This is a genomic window from Paenibacillus guangzhouensis, from assembly GCF_009363075.1.
In the GTDB taxonomy this organism is placed as follows: Bacteria; Bacillota; Bacilli; order Paenibacillales; family Paenibacillaceae; genus Paenibacillus_K; species Paenibacillus_K guangzhouensis.
Genome location: NZ_CP045293.1, coordinates 2,094,279 through 2,114,370, shown reverse-complemented (window position 1 = coordinate 2,114,370; position 20,092 = coordinate 2,094,279). Strand labels below are relative to the sequence as shown.

21 protein-coding genes and 1 pseudogene are annotated in these 20,092 nt (G+C 42.1%); 19 read left to right on the top strand and 3 right to left on the bottom strand.

Annotated elements, in window-relative coordinates:
- Positions 1-241: 241 nt before the first annotated feature.
- The 8 genes and pseudogenes from GCU39_RS31910 to GCU39_RS09560 all read left to right on the top strand — a co-directional run.
- A pseudogene (locus tag GCU39_RS31910) lies at positions 242-496 on the top strand (CPCC family cysteine-rich protein); the annotation flags it as partial.
- Positions 497-1,250: 754 nt separating this feature from the next.
- Positions 1,251-1,979: a reverse transcriptase domain-containing protein gene (locus GCU39_RS31905; RefSeq protein ID WP_265333507.1), complete on the top strand. Its 729-nt coding sequence runs from the start codon at positions 1,251-1,253 to the stop codon at positions 1,977-1,979.
- Positions 1,976-2,653, top strand: a complete 678-nt coding sequence (locus tag GCU39_RS32255) for a group II intron maturase-specific domain-containing protein (RefSeq protein ID WP_265333506.1) — start codon at positions 1,976-1,978, stop codon at positions 2,651-2,653. Before GCU39_RS31905 ends, GCU39_RS32255 begins: the two co-directional genes overlap by 4 nt.
- A 148-nt stretch (positions 2,654-2,801) precedes the next feature.
- Entirely contained in the window at positions 2,802-2,996 is a 195-nt protein-coding gene (locus GCU39_RS09580; RefSeq protein WP_152393304.1) for a hypothetical protein, read from the top strand.
- Positions 2,997-3,198: 202 nt separating this feature from the next.
- The gene (locus GCU39_RS09575; protein WP_193726845.1) at positions 3,199-3,678 is read left to right on the top strand and encodes a hypothetical protein; all 480 of its coding nucleotides are present in this window, start codon (positions 3,199-3,201) and stop codon (positions 3,676-3,678) included.
- A gap of 27 nt (positions 3,679-3,705) precedes the next feature.
- Positions 3,706-4,158 (top strand): MFS transporter, encoded by a 453-nt coding sequence (locus GCU39_RS09570; RefSeq protein ID WP_152393302.1) that lies wholly within the window; start codon positions 3,706-3,708, stop codon positions 4,156-4,158.
- Between the two features lie 320 nt (positions 4,159-4,478).
- Positions 4,479-5,012: a GNAT family N-acetyltransferase gene (locus GCU39_RS09565; RefSeq protein WP_193726844.1), complete on the top strand. Its 534-nt coding sequence runs from the start codon at positions 4,479-4,481 to the stop codon at positions 5,010-5,012.
- 194 nt (positions 5,013-5,206) lie between these two features.
- Positions 5,207-6,322 carry an IS110 family RNA-guided transposase gene (locus tag GCU39_RS09560; protein ID WP_152393301.1) on the top strand — a complete coding sequence of 372 codons (1,116 nt, stop codon included), beginning with the start codon at positions 5,207-5,209 and terminating at the stop codon, positions 6,320-6,322.
- Between the two features lie 655 nt (positions 6,323-6,977).
- Here the strand turns inward: GCU39_RS09560 and GCU39_RS09555 are convergent.
- The gene (locus GCU39_RS09555; protein ID WP_152393300.1) at positions 6,978-7,805 is read right to left on the bottom strand and encodes a sugar phosphate isomerase/epimerase family protein; all 828 of its coding nucleotides are present in this window, start codon (positions 7,803-7,805) and stop codon (positions 6,978-6,980) included.
- A gap of 245 nt (positions 7,806-8,050) precedes the next feature.
- The gene (locus GCU39_RS09550) at positions 8,051-9,064 is read right to left on the bottom strand and encodes a LacI family DNA-binding transcriptional regulator (protein WP_152393299.1); all 1,014 of its coding nucleotides are present in this window, start codon (positions 9,062-9,064) and stop codon (positions 8,051-8,053) included.
- Positions 9,065-9,288: 224 nt separating this feature from the next.
- Between GCU39_RS09550 and GCU39_RS09545 the strand changes: the two genes are divergently transcribed.
- From GCU39_RS09545 to GCU39_RS09530, 4 genes are all read left to right on the top strand, one after another.
- The gene (locus GCU39_RS09545; RefSeq protein WP_152393298.1) at positions 9,289-10,203 is read left to right on the top strand and encodes an ABC transporter permease; all 915 of its coding nucleotides are present in this window, start codon (positions 9,289-9,291) and stop codon (positions 10,201-10,203) included.
- 10 nt (positions 10,204-10,213) lie between these two features.
- A complete protein-coding gene (locus GCU39_RS09540) occupies positions 10,214-11,101 on the top strand; it encodes a carbohydrate ABC transporter permease (RefSeq protein ID WP_152393297.1) in 888 nt (295 codons plus the stop codon).
- A gap of 52 nt (positions 11,102-11,153) precedes the next feature.
- A complete protein-coding gene (locus GCU39_RS09535) occupies positions 11,154-12,713 on the top strand; it encodes an extracellular solute-binding protein (RefSeq protein WP_152393296.1) in 1,560 nt (519 codons plus the stop codon).
- A gap of 256 nt (positions 12,714-12,969) precedes the next feature.
- The gene (locus GCU39_RS09530; protein ID WP_152393295.1) at positions 12,970-14,316 is read left to right on the top strand and encodes a glycoside hydrolase family 30 protein; all 1,347 of its coding nucleotides are present in this window, start codon (positions 12,970-12,972) and stop codon (positions 14,314-14,316) included.
- Positions 14,317-14,498: 182 nt separating this feature from the next.
- On the opposite strand, the gene GCU39_RS09525 is transcribed toward GCU39_RS09530, so the two are convergent.
- Positions 14,499-14,840 carry a helix-turn-helix domain-containing protein gene (locus tag GCU39_RS09525; protein WP_152393294.1) on the bottom strand — a complete coding sequence of 114 codons (342 nt, stop codon included), beginning with the start codon at positions 14,838-14,840 and terminating at the stop codon, positions 14,499-14,501.
- Between the two features lie 149 nt (positions 14,841-14,989).
- Between GCU39_RS09525 and GCU39_RS09520 the strand changes: the two genes are divergently transcribed.
- From GCU39_RS09520 to GCU39_RS32250, 7 genes are all read left to right on the top strand, one after another.
- Entirely contained in the window at positions 14,990-15,313 is a 324-nt protein-coding gene (locus tag GCU39_RS09520) for a hypothetical protein (protein WP_152393293.1), read from the top strand.
- Entirely contained in the window at positions 15,310-16,356 is a 1,047-nt protein-coding gene (locus tag GCU39_RS09515) for a TniQ family protein (RefSeq protein ID WP_321575645.1), read from the top strand. The genes GCU39_RS09520 and GCU39_RS09515 overlap by 4 nt, the downstream gene beginning before the upstream one ends.
- Before the next feature lie 440 nt (positions 16,357-16,796).
- The gene (locus GCU39_RS09510; protein WP_152393291.1) at positions 16,797-17,558 is read left to right on the top strand and encodes a hypothetical protein; all 762 of its coding nucleotides are present in this window, start codon (positions 16,797-16,799) and stop codon (positions 17,556-17,558) included.
- 257 nt (positions 17,559-17,815) lie between these two features.
- Positions 17,816-17,983, top strand: a complete 168-nt coding sequence (locus tag GCU39_RS31455) for a hypothetical protein (protein WP_193726843.1) — start codon at positions 17,816-17,818, stop codon at positions 17,981-17,983.
- 369 nt (positions 17,984-18,352) lie between these two features.
- Complete coding sequence (locus tag GCU39_RS09505; protein WP_152393290.1) at positions 18,353-19,135, top strand: alpha/beta fold hydrolase; 783 nt, start codon at positions 18,353-18,355, stop codon at positions 19,133-19,135.
- Positions 19,110-19,709 carry a TetR/AcrR family transcriptional regulator gene (locus GCU39_RS09500; RefSeq protein WP_152393289.1) on the top strand — a complete coding sequence of 200 codons (600 nt, stop codon included), beginning with the start codon at positions 19,110-19,112 and terminating at the stop codon, positions 19,707-19,709. The genes GCU39_RS09505 and GCU39_RS09500 overlap by 26 nt, the downstream gene beginning before the upstream one ends.
- A 232-nt stretch (positions 19,710-19,941) precedes the next feature.
- Positions 19,942-20,073, top strand: a complete 132-nt coding sequence (locus GCU39_RS32250) for a hypothetical protein (RefSeq protein ID WP_265333502.1) — start codon at positions 19,942-19,944, stop codon at positions 20,071-20,073.
- Positions 20,074-20,092: the final 19 nt, after the last annotated feature.

Below are 20,092 nucleotides of genomic sequence, written 5' to 3'. Positions count from 1 at the left end.
TATAAATTATAACTTTGATTCGAAAACCTGACTCCTTGCGAATGGAGTCAGTCTAATCAGTATGGAGAAATCGTATTATAGTAAAATTTGGGGCATTGCACTAACGGGACACGATAGAGCAATATGCGACAATTAAGGCAGCGATCATATAGATCAGCTGCCTTTGCTCAACTAACGGGCAGTTTAGTGCAAATAGAGGTTGGGTGTTTTATGATAAAGAAAAAAGTATTTGAGGTGTACTGTGAAAAAGTATACATGCCCCTGTTGCGGCTACAAAACGATAGACAGTGACGGGGATTATGACATTTGTCCAGTATGTTATTGGGAAGATGACCCTTTTCAAAAAATGAATGAATATGATTTAGGAGCCAATAAGATACCATTGATAGAGGCGCAAAAGAATTACCTACTGTATGGCGCTTGTGAGGAAACGGCAACCCAATTTGTTAGGAAGCCAGCAGAGCAAGACAAAAGAGACCCTGATTGGGAGCCGATTAATGACGACAGTCTTTACGAGTTCAAATTAGCTTGTCGTAAGTTTATTGAAGGTACGTACAGCATCGCTGAATTGCAGCATCATTTATCTTGGATAGCAGTACCTGACGATATCGCAGAAGACATAAAACAAATAGATAACGATTTAGAAATGATTAGATTTTGTACTTCGGATTACAAACAGCGAAATGAAGCGCTGAATGTGGTCAATGTAATGCTAAAAAAATTGAATATTACCATTGAAAGTAATGGTGACTATTGAACTAACGGGACACTATAGCTTAATATCTAAAATGCGGCTGCCGGCATAAATCGGCAGCCGCGTTTCGCTAAGTGCGCCCGGCATGGGCGATAACTTGGCGGTGAAAGTCCGCTACAGACTTGGCAGTAGGAACTGTTAGCTAAAGGCAAGGGTGTCCACCGTGAGGCGGAATCTGAAGGAAGCCGGAGGCAAACCCTCGGTCTGACGAACAGAAATCATATAGAAGGCATCAAGGGACGGACGAGCTTGCTTACCAAAGCAAAGTCCAATACTACACGAATCCCATGATGTAGATGTGGCAGATAGATGAGGGGAAGGTTATCGCTCTTACCCGGGGAGATCTCACAGACGTGGAGTAGGAAAAAAATCCGAACGACGGAGTAAAGCTTGCTGTGAGAAGTCAGCAGAGGCCATAGTACCGGGAAGTTTTTTTTCTCGGAAAGGGCTGAACAATCGTAAGTCTTGAATACCTACTCGAAGGAGAATTGGTGCGATGAAAGCAGAATACCGAAAGGGCTGCCTGCAAAGGGATAGTGTGGAACACGAAGAGTATGCAGGAGCGCGGAGCATCGATACTCGGGAAAGCAGAGAAAGAGACGGTGCAATGGACTTGCTAGAAAGGATACTAAACAGGGACAACCTGAACAAAGCCTACAAGCGAGTCAAGAGCAACCATGGAGCGCCAGGGATTGACGGAATGACCGTCGAGGCGGCACTTCCGTGGCTGCAAGAAAATAGAGACGAACTACTACAAAGTATCCGGGCTGGGAGATACAAACCGAGCCCGGTACGGCGCAAAGAAATCCCCAAACCGGATGGGAGTGGCGTGCGAAAGCTCGGTATTCCTACGGTGGTGGATCGCATTATCCAGCAAGCCATTGCTCAGCAGTTGCAACCGATGTTCGAACCGCTCTTTTCGAACGGAAGTTATGGTTACCGTCCGGGACGGAGCGCCCAGCAGGCAATTTGGAGAGTGAAAAGCTATGCGGAGCAAGGATATGACTACGCGGTAGAAATTGACCTCTCCAAATACTTCGATACGCTGAACCACGAGCTGTTAATGAACCTTCTACGCAAACAGGTCACGGATAAACGTGTAACGGACCTGATTAAGAAATACTTAAAAAGTGGGGTTATGGAAAACGGAGTACGACGCGAAACGGAAGAAGGATCCCCGCAGGGAGGCCCACTGTCGCCACTTCTAGCACAAACATCTATTTGAACGAATTTGATCAGGAGATGGAAAGTCGAGGAGTTAACGTCATTCGCTATGCGGATGACATCGTGGTGCTAGCGAGAAGCAAACGAGCAGCGATCCGAATACTGGAAACGAGCCGAAAGTACCTAGAGAACAAACTGAAGCTCACGATAAATGCGCAGAAAAGTAAGGTCGTCAGCGTACTTGCCCAGAAGCACTTTAAATTCCTTGGCTATGCTCTAGGGAAGAAGGGGAGCGGTGTCTATATCCGCCCCCATAGGCAATCTCTAGCAAAGGCGAAGAAGAAACTGAAAGAGCTAACAAGCCGAAGCCAAGGAAGGAATGCTAGACAGGTTATGGAGAACGTAAAGGTCTACATACGCGGATGGATCGGATACTTTTACGTAGCCGATATGAAGCGAATCCTGCAAAGCTGGAATGAATGGCTACGACGACGAATGCGGATGTACATCTGGAAGCAGTGGAAGAAGCCGAGAACGAAGGTACAGAACTTGCGAAAGCTGGGGGTAGCGGAGGGGCAAGCATACCAATGGGGGAATACTCGATTGGGATATTGGCGAATTGCTGGATGCGCGATACTGCATCGCTCTATTACAAATGAAAAGCTCGCACAGGCAGGGTATTATGACTTCCCTGCGCAGTACGAGCGACTACGTCAATTGCACTTAAACGGTTGAACCGCCGTATACCGAACGGTACGTACGGTGGTGTGAGAGGCCGGCTACTCAACTAATGGGTAGCCTCCTACTCGATCGGACAGTGTAGTTCCAATATGTGGTAATATATAGATACTGGTAAATAGTTCTGTAAAAGGAGCGCTGTGACATGAAACTTATCAAAAATTTCGCAATAGTCGTTGTGAGTCTTGTGGGGGATTTGTGGCTTGGATTGGGGGTAAAGCCACAGGTTTATGACAAACGGAGCAGTGTAAAAACTAAAGCCGGTTATTATACTTTTGTGACAATGGCTGCATTAATTGCAATCACAGCAGTTGTTTGGGCATTCTTTCGAATATATTAAATTTATAGGCAGCCGTTGATGCTTTTGTTAAGCTAACGAGACACGACATGATGAACAGGCAGCCAGCATTATTGGCTGCCTGTTCAACTATCGGGCAGGATAGTTCAAAAGTTTCGCGAATACCCTAAATATGGAATTATTTACGAAGTTCGTGAGTAAGACGTTAGGCGAAATGAACTTGAAGGATATCACGGAGGATCATATGAAAATAAAAACTGAGCAAAAGAGCTTAGAAGAACTAAGTAGTATTCAGTACGAAGTACATCTTGGAAGTTCAAATACAGTAGATTATTTAGAAATTATGATATTAAAGTTTACTGGTATTTACGGATATGGTTCTGATGGTAATTCTGATGCTGCGTATATGACTGCAATTGGAAAGGCCGTTTTAGAAGCCTGGGAACCAGGAGGTCTTATAATTGATTTAAGGGATCTGACTTATGACTGGGGAGATCGAATTGAAAGTATTTTTTCTATTGGGAATGATAAGTACAGCGACATACCATTTCCTGTTTCATTAATTGTGGGAGATAAATCAGAGGAAGCGATTAGGACGCTCTTATTAGGGATTGAAAGCATAAAATACATTGAAGATATAGGTTGGGTATTTAGAAATCTCAATAATGCTTGGAATTACATTGAAAACAAATTAAATGACTATAAGACTGAAAAACTTTTATAAAGCATGTACTTCGCCTAAACCAGCTTATTGGTCGTCTTTGGCGCCAGCGGTGTGGCAGGCAACTGGTATGCGGGCAAGTTACTCGGCAAGCATCTAAAGAGAACGACGCTGCTTTATCCAATCGTTATGGCGATGTGCTACATGCTTCTTCAATATGCAGGTGCATCGTTACTATGGCTTATCGGCATTGTTGCACTGTGGGGAGCTGTGCATACAAGTGGGCTTATCGTCAGTCAAATCTGGCTTACTTCGGAAGCACCCGAAGCACCGGAGTTTGCAAATAGTCTGTTCGTCTCCTTTTCAAATCTTGGTGTCACAATCGGAACGGCCGTAGGAGGCTGGCTGATCGCTATCTCTGGTACAGGGGAAATCGTATTGGGCGGAATTCTATTTACTGCGCTTGCCTTAATATGTATCACTTTAAGCTCCGTATTGCGAGCGAAGTCGAAAGTACCGTCTGGGATGGAAGGAAAACTATAAAGGAGTTGGTGTAATGCATGATGCAACTTTCTCTTCCGGTTTGCTTGCCAAATCACTTACTACCAACTAACGGGACTCGATAGGTCAATGAAGCCTTTTTGAAGTCAGTCGGCGTTTTGTGTCGAATGACTTTTCTTAACTAACTGGCAGGATAGTTCAATAGTTTCTCGAATATCCTACATATGTATTTACGAAGTTCGTGAATAAGACGTTATCTGAAATAGCCTAAATACTTACTCAGAAGGGGAGGTCAATAGAGGTATCTTGGTGCGTTTATTTTCTTATGAATAAGTATTCTAAATAAACTGGAGTTGTAAAATATGATATTAATAGAATCAAAAAGGCTAGTAGTGCGCCAGTTTAAACCGGAGGATTGGAGGGATTTGCATGAATATCTATCTCAAGAAAGTGTTCTTGAGTATGAGCCTGGAACGGTAAGTAATGAAGAAGAATGCAAAAGTATAGCGAAGGAACGATCAAAGGATAACCTTTTTTTTGCTGTATGTTTGAAAGATACTAATAAAATGATTGGACATATATATTTTAGTCAGAAAGAGCCGAGAGAATTCCTTACTTGGATGATTGGATATATTTTTAATCCTTCATATTATGGACAAGGATATGCGACAGAGGCTTGCCGAAGGATATTAAAGTACGGCTTTGAAGAATTAGGAGCACATAGGGTGATAGCTTTATGTAACCCTGAAAACATAGCTTCATGGAGACTATTAGAACGTCTATCGATGCGCCGTGAAGGAATTTTCATGAAGGAAGTATTTTTTAAAACAACAGGAAACGGACAGCCTGTCTGGCAGGATACCTATCAATACGCTATCTTGAAAGAAGAATTGTGAAAAAAGATACATTGAAAGTAATTCAAAGAAGAGGAAAAAAAACTAAAACGCGACTACCGACATATATCGGCAGCCGCGTTTTGCTAGCTATGATGAACGTAAAGCAGCCCCGTATTTGCTTAGTATCGTAGGTTAAAAATGGAGAGTAGGAGTACAAACCATTTCAGAGCTACAAAGCAAAAGGAGCTGTTACTATGCAGTATGTCACAAAGTTTATCGGTTTAGATGTATCAAAGGAAAAAATTTCAGTAGCCATTGCAGATCCAGGCCGTGAACTCCCACGTTACTATGGCACTATTGCGCATACCCCTGGCGCTCTTCGAAAATTAATAAAAGAATTAGGGCCCGCGGACTCTCTTGCATTCTGCTACGAGGCAGGCCCTACAGGCTACGAAACGCAGCGTTGGATCGAATCTATGGGTGCGAGCTGCATTGTCATTGCACCCTCTCTCATGCCAAAACGTCCGGGTGACCATGTCAAAACAGATCGTCGGGATTCAGAGCAGCTTGCTCGTCTTTTTCGTGCTGGCGAGTTGACGGCTATTCATGTACCAACACGTGATGACGAAGCGCTGCGGGACCTTGTTCGTTCCCGCGAAGCTGCTAGGGAGGATGCGCATCGTGCTCGTCAACGGATACTTAAATTTCTGTTGCGGCACCAGATTCATCCACCAGAGTCAATTCAACGACGCTGGACAAAGAAGTATCGCGTCTGGCTCGCAGCGCTAACATTCCAGCACGAAGCTATGGAAGTTGTCTTTACGGAAATGCTTCATGCACTCGAAGAGATCGAGCATCGGATCGGTCGATTAGAAAATGCACTTCTCCAACAAGCTACGACAGGCGCGAAGTCCTCCGTAATTCAGATTCTGCAATCACTACGCGGTGTTGCGCATATAACAGCGATTACAATTGCTGCAGAAATCGGATCATTCGAGAGATTTCGTTCGCCTACGCAACTCATGGCTTATTTAGGACTTGTTCCTCGTGAATATTCGTCAGGTCAGACAACACGAAGAGGCTCTATGACTAAAGCAGGGAATGGACATTTGCGACGTACGCTAGTGGAGTCGGCTTGGAGCTACCGGCACCGGCCTGCTGTTAAAGGAGATCTTGCCAAGCGATTGGAAGGACTGCCTGCCGAAGTACAGTTACTGTCATGGAAAGCGCAAGAAAGATTGCACAATAAATACCGTCGACTTGTATTCGGAAAAAGCAAACATAAAAATGTTGCCATCGGCGCCGTTGCGCGAGAATTAGTCGGATTTATTTGGGCTGTTGCTCGAATTGCAGAGCAAGGAAGATCGTGAAGTTTAAACACGATAACATACCAAAGCACTGAGACTCTAAGGAAAAACACCGGAACATTAGGCCCGGGAGTAAACGAAGGTTCGGGAGAGAACATACGAGCGCCCGTTTGCACTAGGATAAATAATCCGAATGTGCGTTGCTAGCTAGTAAAAGCTCTCCTTGACGAAGGCATAGAATGTGGTAACCAACCCACGGATAGCAGCGTGCCGACCGTCGCTCGCTTATTTACTCTCGCGCTTAGTGTTTCGGTGAAGACATTTGATTAGTAAATACGTGGATTTGACAAAAACGTTCATAGCAACGGGCAGATTAGTGCGAATTATGCAAACTCCGTTAAGGGCAGTTGAGGTCAACCCTTGATAGACTCTCCTTCAAAAAAATAAGATATATAAAGATAAACAAAGATCTCATTTTCTGAAAATCCCATAATCAGGCATCTTAGGGCGAATATACGTTTCTATTCAGCACCCTAGAGTGAGCGATATTTATCGACGATTCGATGGTATCTACGAATTTTTTCTTGATTGATCTTCGGAAGCCTGGAAATAACTTGTTCAAACAATGAATCATCGAAATCATCAAACCTAGTAACTGCTATGATTTCCTGTAATGAAATCACCCTTTTATTCAATGTCATGTTTTCTAGTGTTATTTCTACAGATATTCTTCTGCGATCTTTCTGACTCGTTCCACACCTTCCCACATATCTCCGGGACCTTCATAGATCAAAGTAAGTGGACCGTTATATCTGGTGGTGCGCAACAGATTCAGGTGTTTCCGGAATTCTTCTTTGTCTGGACATCCATTAGAATCGAATTCGGGCTTGACATGGACGGATTCACAGTAGGGTAAAAGAAGGGCAAGATCCTTGGTTTTTGTCGTTTTGCTGAAGTTTCCAAAATCGGCAATCATACCGATTTCACCGTTGCCACGACGTACAATCTCGATGCAATTGGCAGCTGTTGAGGTGAGTAACTTGAAATTTTCCGAAACGATGCGAACGCCGCGTTGCTTCGCATAACTGGCCAAGCTTGTCAAATTTTCTAAAGAACGGTTAAGTGCTTCAGTATTATCGGGGGAAGCCTCGCCAGCAATAACACGGATGCGCTTGGCGCCTGCTTGTGCCGCGATATCGATCCAATCCTGTATGAGCTTCATATCAGCCTTAGTTCGGCCCACATCATCCGACGAGATATCTCCGTAGTCCAGTAAAAGAGTATGAAATAGAATATTCACATCCTGACAAGCGTCGTTCAGTCGACGTAAATAGTCGGGATTAGTGTTCGGGAAATGAAAGTGGCAAATTTCAACAGCTTTAAAGCCATTGGCTGCCAGAATGGCAGGTAGTTCTAACAGTGTCGTCGTTTCAGGCTGTGGATCGAGATGAACAGCATGCTTCTGATTAACTTCATCCCAGTAGGTCCAGCGAATTGGACCTAGGTTACGGTGGATGCTCCATGTATTTAACGAAAGATAGGACATTCAATGCTCACTCCTGACTTTGGTCGGTAATATTCATTTTCAAATAGAGATGGCAAAAATGTGAAGGTTAGGCATCATGAGGAGAATCAATTGTTCAGTTGTTTTGGCGCTGTACAGTCGAAATTTTGCAGCGTAAAGATAATGGGACACGATAGTTGAATCATGATATATAGGCAGCTGGTCAAACGACCAGCTGCTGTTTTCATTGAAGTAACGGGCAGGAAAGTAATTTTATTCGTCCAACGCTACTTACTCATCGGTACATTCGAAGAATTGCGAATGATCAGCTCGGAATCGAGTACAAAAACGCGCTTCTCTGGATAAGTATTCTCAGTCATCTGGTCAATCAATTTCTCTACGAGCAGTGCACCCATCGTATATTTCGGCTGATTTACCGTACTGAGCGTCGGAGTAATATATTTGCTAATTCGATTATTATCGACGCCGACAACGGCGAGCTGCGTTGGAATTGCGAGACCGACTTCGGCGCAAGCTCGGTAGACACCCAGTGCCATTTCATCATTGGCAGAGTACACGGCCGTGAACTGCAATTTCTTCTCGAATAAGCGCATCATCGCTTCATAGCCGCCGACTTCGTTGAAGTTCCCGTTCTCGACGAGCTCTGGACGGAATGGAATATGGTGATCACGAAGGGCTTTCAAGTAACCTTCGAGTCGTTCGTAGCTATCGATCGCCGTCGGATATCCGCTGAGGAATACGATATCCTGATGGCCTCCCCCGAGCAGATGTTCAACCACCGTATGAGAGAACTTCACATTATCTGTATAAATACAAGGGATACGGTCATGATCCACATGCCGGCCGATGACTGCGATGAAATAACCCTTGTCCGCGATTTGGAACAGCTGCTCGTCCGCTATGGTTGGCGACACCATAATGAGACCGTCAACCGTCCGGTTCATGATCAGATTCAGGTACTCCATTTCCTTCTCCGCCTGGTTCTCCGCATCACAGATAATGACGTTGTAATTGCTGGCATAAGCCATATTCTCGATTCCTTTAATGATTTCCGTAAAATAGGACGTATTAATATCAGCTACAATGACCCCGATCATCCGTGTTTTCTGAGAACGTAAATTTTTGGCTGCAGCATTCGGGTGGTAACCCAGCTCATCGATCGCGGTCATCACTTTGCTCTTCGTTTTTTCTGATACGCTGCTGGTTTGATTTAGAACTCTAGAGACCGTAGCGGGTGATACACCAGCCTTTTTAGCGACATCAATGATTTTTGCATCCATAACGTACTTCCTCACTATTCCGATTTATTTTATGTTTGACAAACAAGGCGTACTGTTATTATAATACAAAATGAAATCGATTTCAATATAATCGCTCGGTCAGTTATGTTTTTCGAACAACAAGGGGTTTTTATACGATTCGATTTTCAATTTTACAATAAGATGAAATCGATTTCATATTTTACAGATTGAATGATAACAGATGAGAAGGGAAGGAAAAATGGATGTCCGGATTTATTGCGGAGCTGCGTAAGAACAAAATATTATTTTTGATGATTGCCCCCGTACTGTTTTTTTTCGTCGTGTTCAGCTATTTTCCGATGGTCGGAGTCTACTATGCTTTTACTAATTACAATTTTGAGGGGGGTCTATTCGGCAGTCCTTTCGTCGGCATGCAGAACTTCAAGTTTCTGTATGAATCCGGGGCACTGTTCTCATTGACCAAGAATACGGTTTTGTATAATTTAGCATTTATTTTCATTGGGAATTTTCTTCAGCTTATCTGTGCGATCTTCCTTAGCGAGCTGGCAGGGAAATGGTTCAAAAAGACGGCACAATCGATAATGTTCCTGCCATTCTTCATCTCATTTGTGCTCGTGGGGGCTTTTGTATTCAATTTGTTCAACACCGAGACGGGCGTCATCAATGCGCTGTTGAAACAGTTTGGCATGCATACCTATGACTTCTACATGAATACCGAACCTTGGAAATATATTATCGTGTTCTTCAACGTCTGGAAAGGACTAGGCTACGGTACGGTCATTTACCTGGCTGCGATTATGAGCATCAGTGATGAATATCATGAAGCGGCGAAGATTGATGGCGCGAACATTTTCCACCGGATTCGATATATCACGATCCCCATGCTCGTACCAACCTTTATCCTACTCATTTTGCTTAGCTTAGGCGGTATTCTCAAAGGCCAATTCGATCTTTTCTATCAGATCATTGGTAGCAACGGCATGCTCTTTGAGACGACGGACATTATCGATACCTATGTGTATCGCTCACTCGCCGTCAACTTCGATATTGGCATGGGTACAGCGGCGGGATTATACCAATCCTTCTTCGGATTCGTGCTGGTCATGAGTGTAAACTGGATTATCAAAAAAACACGCGAAGACTACGCGTTATTCTAGGAGGTGCACGATGAAAATTCGTACAGATCGATCGACATTGCTCTTCAATATTGTCGGATATGTCGTGATTAGTATCTTGAGTCTTGTATGTCTGCTTCCGTTCTGGCTTATCATATCCGGCTCCTTCTCGTCTGAGGCGGAGATCGTGCGGGATGGATTTAAGATTTTTCCATCGGAATTCACGTTCAGCGCGTATCAATCAGTCTTCAGCAACCCACAGCAAATTTTCAAAGCATACCTTGTCTCGATCAGTCTTACCGCAATGGGGACGCTACTGGGATTATTCTTCATCTCCATGGCGGGATACGTACTCTCTCGCAAAGATTTCAAATATCGCAACTCGTTGTCCTTCTTCATCTACTTCACCACCTTGTTCAGCGGCGGTTTGATCCCATGGTATATCTTGGTTGTGAAATATTTGGATTGGAAAGACAGTTATCTCGCTTTATTGGTCCCGATGATGATTAGCGCTTGGAATATCATTCTAATGAAGAATTTCATGAAATCGATTCCAGAGTCCATTGTTGAGTCGGCCAAAATTGACGGCGCAGGCGAGTTCACGATCTATTCGAGGCTCATTCTTCCGTTATCCACACCGGGGCTTGCAACGATCGGCTTGTTCTTGGGGCTTGCTTACTGGAATGACTGGTTCTCTGCGAACATTTTTATAACGACGGAAGCCAAATATCCACTGCAATTCCTGCTCTACAAAATTCTCGCGAGTGCAGCGGTATTGAAGACGAGTGTAGCTGCGAACTTATCGGCGGATTTCAAGCCGCCTACCGAATCGCTCAAGATGGCGGTTGCGATTGTCGTAACTGGTCCGATTATTTTCTTGTATCCGTTCATGCAGCGTTATTTTGTCAAAGGTTTAACGATTGGCGCAGTGAAAGGTTAATCCCGGGCATCCGGCTAACATATCAAATCTAAATCTAATGGGGGCATTCGAAATGAAGCAAAGACTGACGAAGATGTTGTCTGTGTTCTTAATGGTTTCTTTAATGGCAGGGATTCTAGCGGCGTGCAGCGGCGGTAGCGGTGATGATGAATCAACGAAGGCAGCAGCACCGAAGACAGAATCGGGCAAGCCGGATATTTCGAAGAAAGTTGAACTGAACTGGTATCTCGTTGGGGATGCGGACAAAGACAGCCCGCAAGTTATTGAGAAGTGGAACCAGATGCTCGCAAAAGATCTAAATACAACCGTTAAATTGAATTTCATGACGTGGAATGATTGGCAGACCAAATACAATCTGTTGTTCGCATCGGGTGAGAAAATCGATATGGTCTTTGCCTCTTCGTGGGCGGATTTCTTCAAATTATCGAAGCAGGGCGCTTTTCTAGATCTGAAGGATCTGCTGCCTACATACGCACCAGAGACATGGAAGACTGTACCTGAACAAGATTGGAAGGATGTAACCTTCCAGGGCAAAATTCTAGCTGTGCCAAGCACATACCCCGAGTACACACCAGACGGGATCGTCTATCGCGATGACTGGAGACAAGAGCTCAATCTCCCAGAAATCAAAGATTTGGATACGATGGAGCAGTATTATGAAGGCGTGAAGAAAGGGAAAAAGATTACGCCGATCAATGGTAAAGCGTGGAATGAGGTCAATACCTTGTTCCATTACTACTATGACTTTAAAAATATTGGCGGGGACAGCGGTGTCATCGTCGCAAAATCGTATGATACGCCGCGTGATGTCGTCGCTTATCCATTCACGGATGAATTCGTTACCTTTGTGAAGCGCATGAAGACATGGGCCGATAAAGGTTTCTGGACTTCCAGCACACTCGCGGCTCAACAAGAACCAGGCGATTTCATCAAGGCAGGTACAGGAGCAGCTTATTGGAGGAATGCGCCGGGAGCAGCCGGGTTTATTACGGATATGAAGAAAAATAATCCGAATATCAAGCTAACGTACTTCCCATTCACACACTTCCACAATTATGTGGTTCCGAACCTTGGTATCAATAACGGAATGGCGATTCCGAAGAGTGCAGCGAACCCAGAGCGCTCGCTGATGGTGCTCGAGAAGCTTCGTAACGATCCAGAGTATTACAACCTGATGACGTATGGTATTAAAGGCCGCAACTACGATTTCACCAAAGACGGTTCGATTGTATCGCCAGCACCGGGTCAAGATCCAGCGAAAGTGAAAGGTTATGGTATCGCGAGCTGGGGTTGGAGAAATATCAAAAATGAACATCCAGCTAAAGACAGATGGGAAGGCGAAGATAAGCTTATTGAGGAATTTAAGGCAATCAGCAAGCCGGATATTTTCGCACCCATCATGATGGATTATCAGCCGGTGAAATCACAGCTTGCTGCTGTAAACCAGGTATTCCAGCAGTATGGTCAGCCGCTCATGATGGGATTGGTTCCTGACGTGGATGCAGCGATTGAGACCTATCGTAGCAAGCTGAAAACGGCAGGCGTAGATGCAGTGTTAGATTATGTGACGAAACAAGTTGCGGCATACGCGGATGAAAAAGGATTGAAATAGTCATCTGAACAGAATCACGCCCATGAAACGGGTAGATGTGTGGGAGACAATGATTGATTAGTAGTATATTCTGGCTGTACAGCCGCAAATCCAGATGTTAGACGCATTTAGGACTGTTGAAGCGCCGATCACGATTCATAAACATTCATTTACTCGTTTTCCGGCGAAGGCGCCGTCACGTTCAAATGGTAGATGGAATTGAAGAGGGTTCGAATTCGTAGACAAACGATACATACAACAAAGGAGATTTATGCCAATGACGGTTTTGAAAACTTATCTCACATCCAAAGATTCAGATGCCCGCCTTCAAGAGCAGGATACGGCGGTAGTATCACGACGCCAAGCAGGCCAATCTGCAGATTTGGAGTTAGATCCTACGGTCAGATATCAAGAAATTCTTGGGTTCGGTGGTGCTTTCACTGAAGCTGCTGCTTACACGCTGTCTCGTATGAGTAAGGAGAAAAGAGCGGAAGTTCTTCGCAGCTATTATGATCAGGAGAATGGACTGGGCTACACGATAGGGCGTGTGCATATTCATAGCTGTGATTTTGCGCTGGAGAATTACACGTATGTCGAGGATCATGATACGGAATTGAAAACCTTCAATATTTCGCGTGATCACAAGTGGGTACTACCGCTCGTCAAAGATGCGGCGAATGTCAAAGGCAGCCCATTTACGATGCTAGCCTCGCCATGGAGTCCACCTGCTTGGATGAAGACGAACGGGGAGATGAATCACGGCGGTCATCTGAAGCCAGAGTATGCTGAAGTGTGGGCTCGGTACTACACGAAATTCATTCGTGCATATGAAGCCGAAGGGGTGCCCATCTGGGGAATAACCGTCCAGAATGAGCCGGATGCGGTTCAAATTTGGGATTCCTGCATCTACTCAGCAGAACAGGAACGTGATTTCATTAAGAATCACCTCGGACCAGTGATGCATGCGGAAGGATTGCAGGACGTGAACATCCTTTTCTGGGATCACAACCGTGATATTATCGTGGAACGTGCATCGGTGGTGCTCTCAGACTCGGAAGCAGCGAAATATATATGGGGTACTGGGTTCCACTGGTATGTTAGTGAGGAATTCGAGAATGTCGGCAAGATCCATGAGTTATTCCCTGACAAACATTTGTTGTTCACGGAAGGCTGCCAAGAGGGAGGCGTGAAGCTTGGTGAATGGTTCACAGGTGAACGTTATGGACGTAACATGATCGGAGACTTGAACAATTGGACAGAGGGCTATCTCGACTGGAATATCGTGCTTGATGAGACAGGTGGACCGAATCATGTCAACAACTTATGTGATGCGCCGATTATCGCGGATACGGTGACAGATTCTCTTCACTATAATAGCTCGTTTTATTATATCGGGCATTTCAGCAAATTTATTCGACCGGGAGCTGTACGTATCGGATTGCATGCAGATCAGAACCCAAAGGGTATATACGTGACGGCATTCCAGAACCCAGATGGCCGTATCGCAGTCGTCGTCATGAATGAATCGGATCATGACCATCCATTCACACTGGGCTTTGGCGAGCACATCGCTTCGCACTCATTGCCAGCGCATTCCATCGCGACGTATGTCATGAAGTCCTAATTTATATTTGAAGGATGTACAGTGTATTAGGATACACTGCTCATCCTTATCTTTTGTGATAGGATGGATTTGAGATTCTGATTCGAGTGGAGGACATCTATTTTAAAGACCTATTGCAATTGGCACACTATTATGCTCAAGAATTATCTGAACACCAACGGCGACCTCTCTAGGGTCGCCGTTTAATTTTTATCAAAAACCTCTATTAAAATGTTTTTTGCTTTTCTTACTTCTTTAGGGTTTAGTGATAGGAGAAGATCTATGATTTGTTCCATATCATGAGACTTGCCTTTTGTTTGATTGCTTAGCCTCGTATATGAAAATAATTCATAGACGCCAACATTCAAAGCATTGGCAATTTTCGCAAGGTTAAGTACGGATATATTGGTTTCAGCACGTTCGACTCCCCCAATATATGTATAATTTAAATTGGCTAACTCTCCTAACTGCTCCTGTGACAATCCTCTTTCTTTTCGCAAATCCCGTATCCGCTTGCCAATTAATTTCAAAATTGAATCAGACATAAGCTACACCTCTAATTGAAGTGTAGTCAACCAGCATTCAGATAAACACGGCAGAAAAATAGTATTTTAAAGTAAATACTATATATATGTATTATTAATCTATTGTTTGGAAATCATATAGATAATAGATTAATAGGAGGTAAGAAAACGTGGAGAAATTACATGACTTATTCCCACTTGAGCAAGCTGAGATAACGGAAAAGGGGATTCTCTTTAATGATTTTTTTTACTCATGCAGTATTGCTATTAGAGAACAGTGGTATGGTACAGATTTAAAAAGCATTCCAATTTACTTTGACCTCTATAATAATGACTACATTCTAGTTTTGTTAAAAGACGGAAATTTAGTACTAGCATACCGTATTTCAAATAATGGGATCGCAGATGAACAAAGTTATGAAAATTACCAAGCTAGGATACGATTGATAAAAGAACAACTAAAGAATCGTAAGAGAAGAAGTTGGAAGAAATGAAAATGGAAAGTACTCGGACTCTAATTCGTCCTTTTATCCGATGTAATGAAAGTTTATCAGGTTTTCTTTACAGAGTATCTAGAATGAATAATTATCGTTTTTCGTATCTGATTAATTTTATGAATTTATCAATTTACAAAGCACAAAATAATGAATTTCAGTTTGAAACACTACAACAATTAGCAGACTTAATATTAATAAAAAGTGATTCGATTACTGAAAAGAATGGATACAACTTACAAAGCTTCTTTGGATCGGAGTTATATTTAAAAATAATTATGAAGAACAAAGTGAAATATTGTCCAATATGTATTCAGGAAAATCATTATCATCGTACAGAATGGTGTTTCATGCCAATTCATTTATGTATTAAGCATAACTTATTGTTGATAGATGAATGTCCTGAGTGCGGTCATGATATTAACTTGAGAGCCTTTACAAATCGAAGATGTGAGATATGTTCATTTAGTTACGAAAATACAGCTTCCAGTGATGTGATTGACAATTTTATTTTTATTGAGTCGCAGCAACAATTAACAATAAATCTTTGGAAAAAAGAATGCAATGTTATATCGAATTGTAATTTTGAACAATTTGTTCGATTAGCTTACTATAGTCTTCATCTACTTATTGGTGCCGTTGATTATACAGAGATGACTACCGAAAAATTAACTTTCTTTTATAACCGTTCAATGGGTGAAAAAAGTGGATATAAGTTAGCAAATGCATTTGCAAATGTTTATTGGATGTACTTAGATTTTCCAAAACATTTTTATATCGTTCTGGATCATTTCTTCTGTCGAAATAAAGGAAAGCACCAATATGAATGTCTGAAAGCCTTTGATATCATTTTTTATGATCAAGATTTTACTTGGGTTCAAAAGGCATACAATGCCTATTTTGTTGAACTGATTGATGAAGGTAGAGTAAGAAAAGATTTTTCTGTCTTCAAAAGGAACCCAAAATTATTAGCTACTAGACAGAACGTTAGAAGTGAGGAAGTGAGACAGAATACAGGTATTGCATACGAAAAAACTTCATGAATTGATAAACATGAGCTACAGATTGAAATGAAATATATACACGGTCAACAAAGGTGAGAAAAGGACGCTGGATGCTTATTTGAAAAATAGACAGTCTTTGATAGCTAATAAAGAAGTTGGTTTGATTATCGGAGTGACCACAGATTCCGTTCAAAATATCGCTAATGTAGGCTTTTTACACCAATTAAAGTAACTAATTCCCATAAAGTATTGTTTCAAATTATAGATGTAAATAAGTTGTTGCAGGATTGTCTGGGAGAGTATACGTATGCAATAAGTCCATCGAGCAGGAAATTAAGGAGGATTTTACTCTTGTTATGAAAGATGGGAGGAAAAGTACTATTTCAAGTTATAAAATTAGTAGGTGTATAAAATTCTTAGAAGGGTTGAGTTAATTGAGCCTAGACAACATAAAGAGTTTTATTTTAGATGGTTCATATATGGATCTTAAACAGGAAGAAGAAAGGTTACGTATATTAAAAAGCTTAATTCGAGAAGAGCAAGAAAGTCTAGACCTAAAACGCATTGTATGGACTGAATTAGGTGTTGTTGGAGAGTTTAAAATCTATAAGGTTTATGATTACAATCATGAAGAATTAAACGAGTTGCTATACAATGTGGGGTTACTACCGCTTGTTACATTTATAAAAAACAATGTTCTATCTGAGATGGAATTAGGAGCACTAGCAAATATTCCATCTCAAAGAAAAAGATACTTGCGTTTTACACCAAGTAATCTTTTTAAAAAGACTGAAAATATCCCATTGTTTAAATTTAAGGTTGATGAGATAAGTTTATTTGATAAAGTTGCTATGTGGAAAGAAAGTAATAATAGATTTGTGCAATTAAATAATATATGGCAAAGCGAAAAGTTAAGGGCTGTTGTCTCTTTAGAGTTAGAAACATCAAAAAGATTTACTTTTGAGTTTGGTACATTTTCATTGTTGGAAAGTCCCCTAAATTATAGAACAGATAATGTTCTTGAACTTTTTAATGAGAAGACAATATTTAAATGTGCCCGTATTAATTTAGACAGTTTGGATGAAATTAGGGCGAAAGGTTTTATAAAGAAACAAGAACTCAATGGTATAAGAAGAGTAGTTGATGTGCAAAAAAGATACATACTTATGACAATACAAAAAGAAAAAGCAATGAGAGATTATTTTTATTCTAGAATAAGAGAATGGCAAGGCCTAAGTTAATGATGGGATACTATAAATCAATAAAAAACAAATAACTGCTACCATTCATTAAACTGGCAGGATGGTTAATAATGTAGTGGAGTTTAAAACAAGTTAACTACAGGAAGAAACCCTGCGAATTAATGAGTCGAGTGAGTAAACGAAATCAACTCGAGAAGATAAACTTGATAATCATAAGTCTTTATCGCTAATCTGATGTATAGAATAATAAAATTTTGAACATAATAAAAATATAATTAAGTTAGGAGTGGGATTAGATGGATATTAAACGAAATAATGTAACTGAGGTTTTTGTACTTGATTTCTATGATGAAAAATGTCAACGACAAAATATTAGCTGTGTATTAGATATTTCTTCGCTATCCATAGTTGGTTTAAATATACTAAATATTTTCGAACTTACTCCTAGTAACGTTAATTTATAAGCCCTTATTTAGTATTAAACAAAAATGAAGAGCGTTTATGAGACATAACCAAAATACTAGTTAATATATTTGTAGATTAATAATTTACAAAATAAAACACCGTGGTAACTTATTTATAAGTTATTACGGTGTTTTATTTTGCTGACAGTAATGAAAATTATGTAGGATTACTGGTGTTATGCATTTTAATGTATATCGTATACATTTTATGAATGCGGATTGTCTCAATAATTATGAAAATTATGATTGTATTGAAGAAATGTCCTCATTAATCTTCTCACTAATTATGAAACCAGACCTTGATATATCGACGTTTTTGACATATTATTTCTCAGTAAATATGACGCCATACACGGGAGGGATTTGTTCATGGATTTGCATGTGGAGGTATCAGGTGAAGGGAAACCCGTTGTACTCGTACACAGTGGAGGTTCAGATGTAAGGGAATGGATGTATGCAGCGCCGATGCTAGCGAAGCACTACAAAGTCATTGCATTTGATGGGAGGGGCTGCGGGAAATCGCCTTCTCCGACGGAGCCGGCGAACTATGTTGAAGATCTGCGCGAGTTGTTCGACCATCTCCAGTTAGAGCAAGCCACGATTATTGGCCATTCGATCGGTGGACGGATCGCGACCGACTTTGCCTTGACGTATCCATCACTCGTGCATAAACTTGTGTTGATTGGATCAGAATTATCAGGCTATGTTCCTAGCGAGGCACTGGCTGAGCGGATGCAGGAGACCCAGGCCGTCTTCCCGAATGTCGATGCGATGATGGAGATCTCATTAAAAGCCTGCTCGTATCGTGTTGTCATGACTACCCCTGAACGTGATCTGATGGAGCAAATGTTGAAACATAACTTATCCCAAATGATGAAATGGGGATCGTGGGAATCCGTATGGCCGCAGCCGCCAGCGATTGAGCGACTACATGAGCTAGCCGCTTCAACTTGTTATATCATAGGCAAGAAAGATGCAGCCGATCAACAGCGCATCGCGGAATATTTTCAAGCGGTTCCGGATATTCGTTTTATTGAAATGGAAGATGCAGACAACATGCCAATGTTAACACACCCTGAAGAACTATGCCGACATATCACTGAATTTATGGAGGAAGAATATAGCCGTGCCACGTACCCCGGAAGAAAATGAGCGCATTCGTCAAGCTGCGAAGGAGAAAATTCATGCGGCAGCAATGACGTTGTTCGTGAAGAAAGGTTATCATGCCACGTCGATCGATGATGTTGCCAAGTTAGCTCAGATATCGAAAGGACTCTTATATAATTACTACAAAGGAAAAGAAGAGCTATTGGCCGCTATGGTTCAGGTTCGAATTGGAGAAGTGACAGAAGTGATGAAGACAGCCTTGGAGCAACAGACGCCTGCTGACCAGCTTCGATATATTGTTGCTGGAGCCATCGATAATGTAAGTGCTCGTCCAGACATTTACCGATTCTTCTTGAACTTGCAAACCCAGCCGGAAGATGATCACGTTCTTGCAACGTATAGTTCGCAATTGAATGAAGAGTCACGTAAGCAGTTCGAAGTGCAAGTCAAGATTTTCAAGCAGTTAGGGGTGCCGTCGCCTCGCATGAGATCACTCCAATTCTCTGCTGCGCTTCAAGGCGCGATGTTAATGATGACGACCTATCCAGGTGATTTCCCGGTGGAAGAGATGAAGGTTCAGATGATGCATGATTATTGTGATAGTACGATGGTAGAATAAATAGCTTGAATGTATAGCACGAAAAAGGCTGTCCTGAGAAGGGCAGCCTTTTGACATTGGCTGAAGAAAGCCTATGCTACCAGCTATTAACTAACCCGGCTAATATATTGTATATACGCAAATCTAACATTTTATATAGGTTCTAATCTTTTATCCATTGCCATTGGAAGCGTTGTCATATATCTTGTGTATGATTCAAGTCACAATCAATTCGAAAAAGGAGGTGAATTTCATGAGGAAACCATCGACCACAGCCGTAGGCGAAGCTCAAGCGAAGCGGTCCAATCGCTACATCCAATCCATTTGGAGACAAAAGTATCCAATTCGTCACCGGGGAACTCGGAATGGAGAAGGATTGGGATGACTTTCAGGAGGAACTTGCA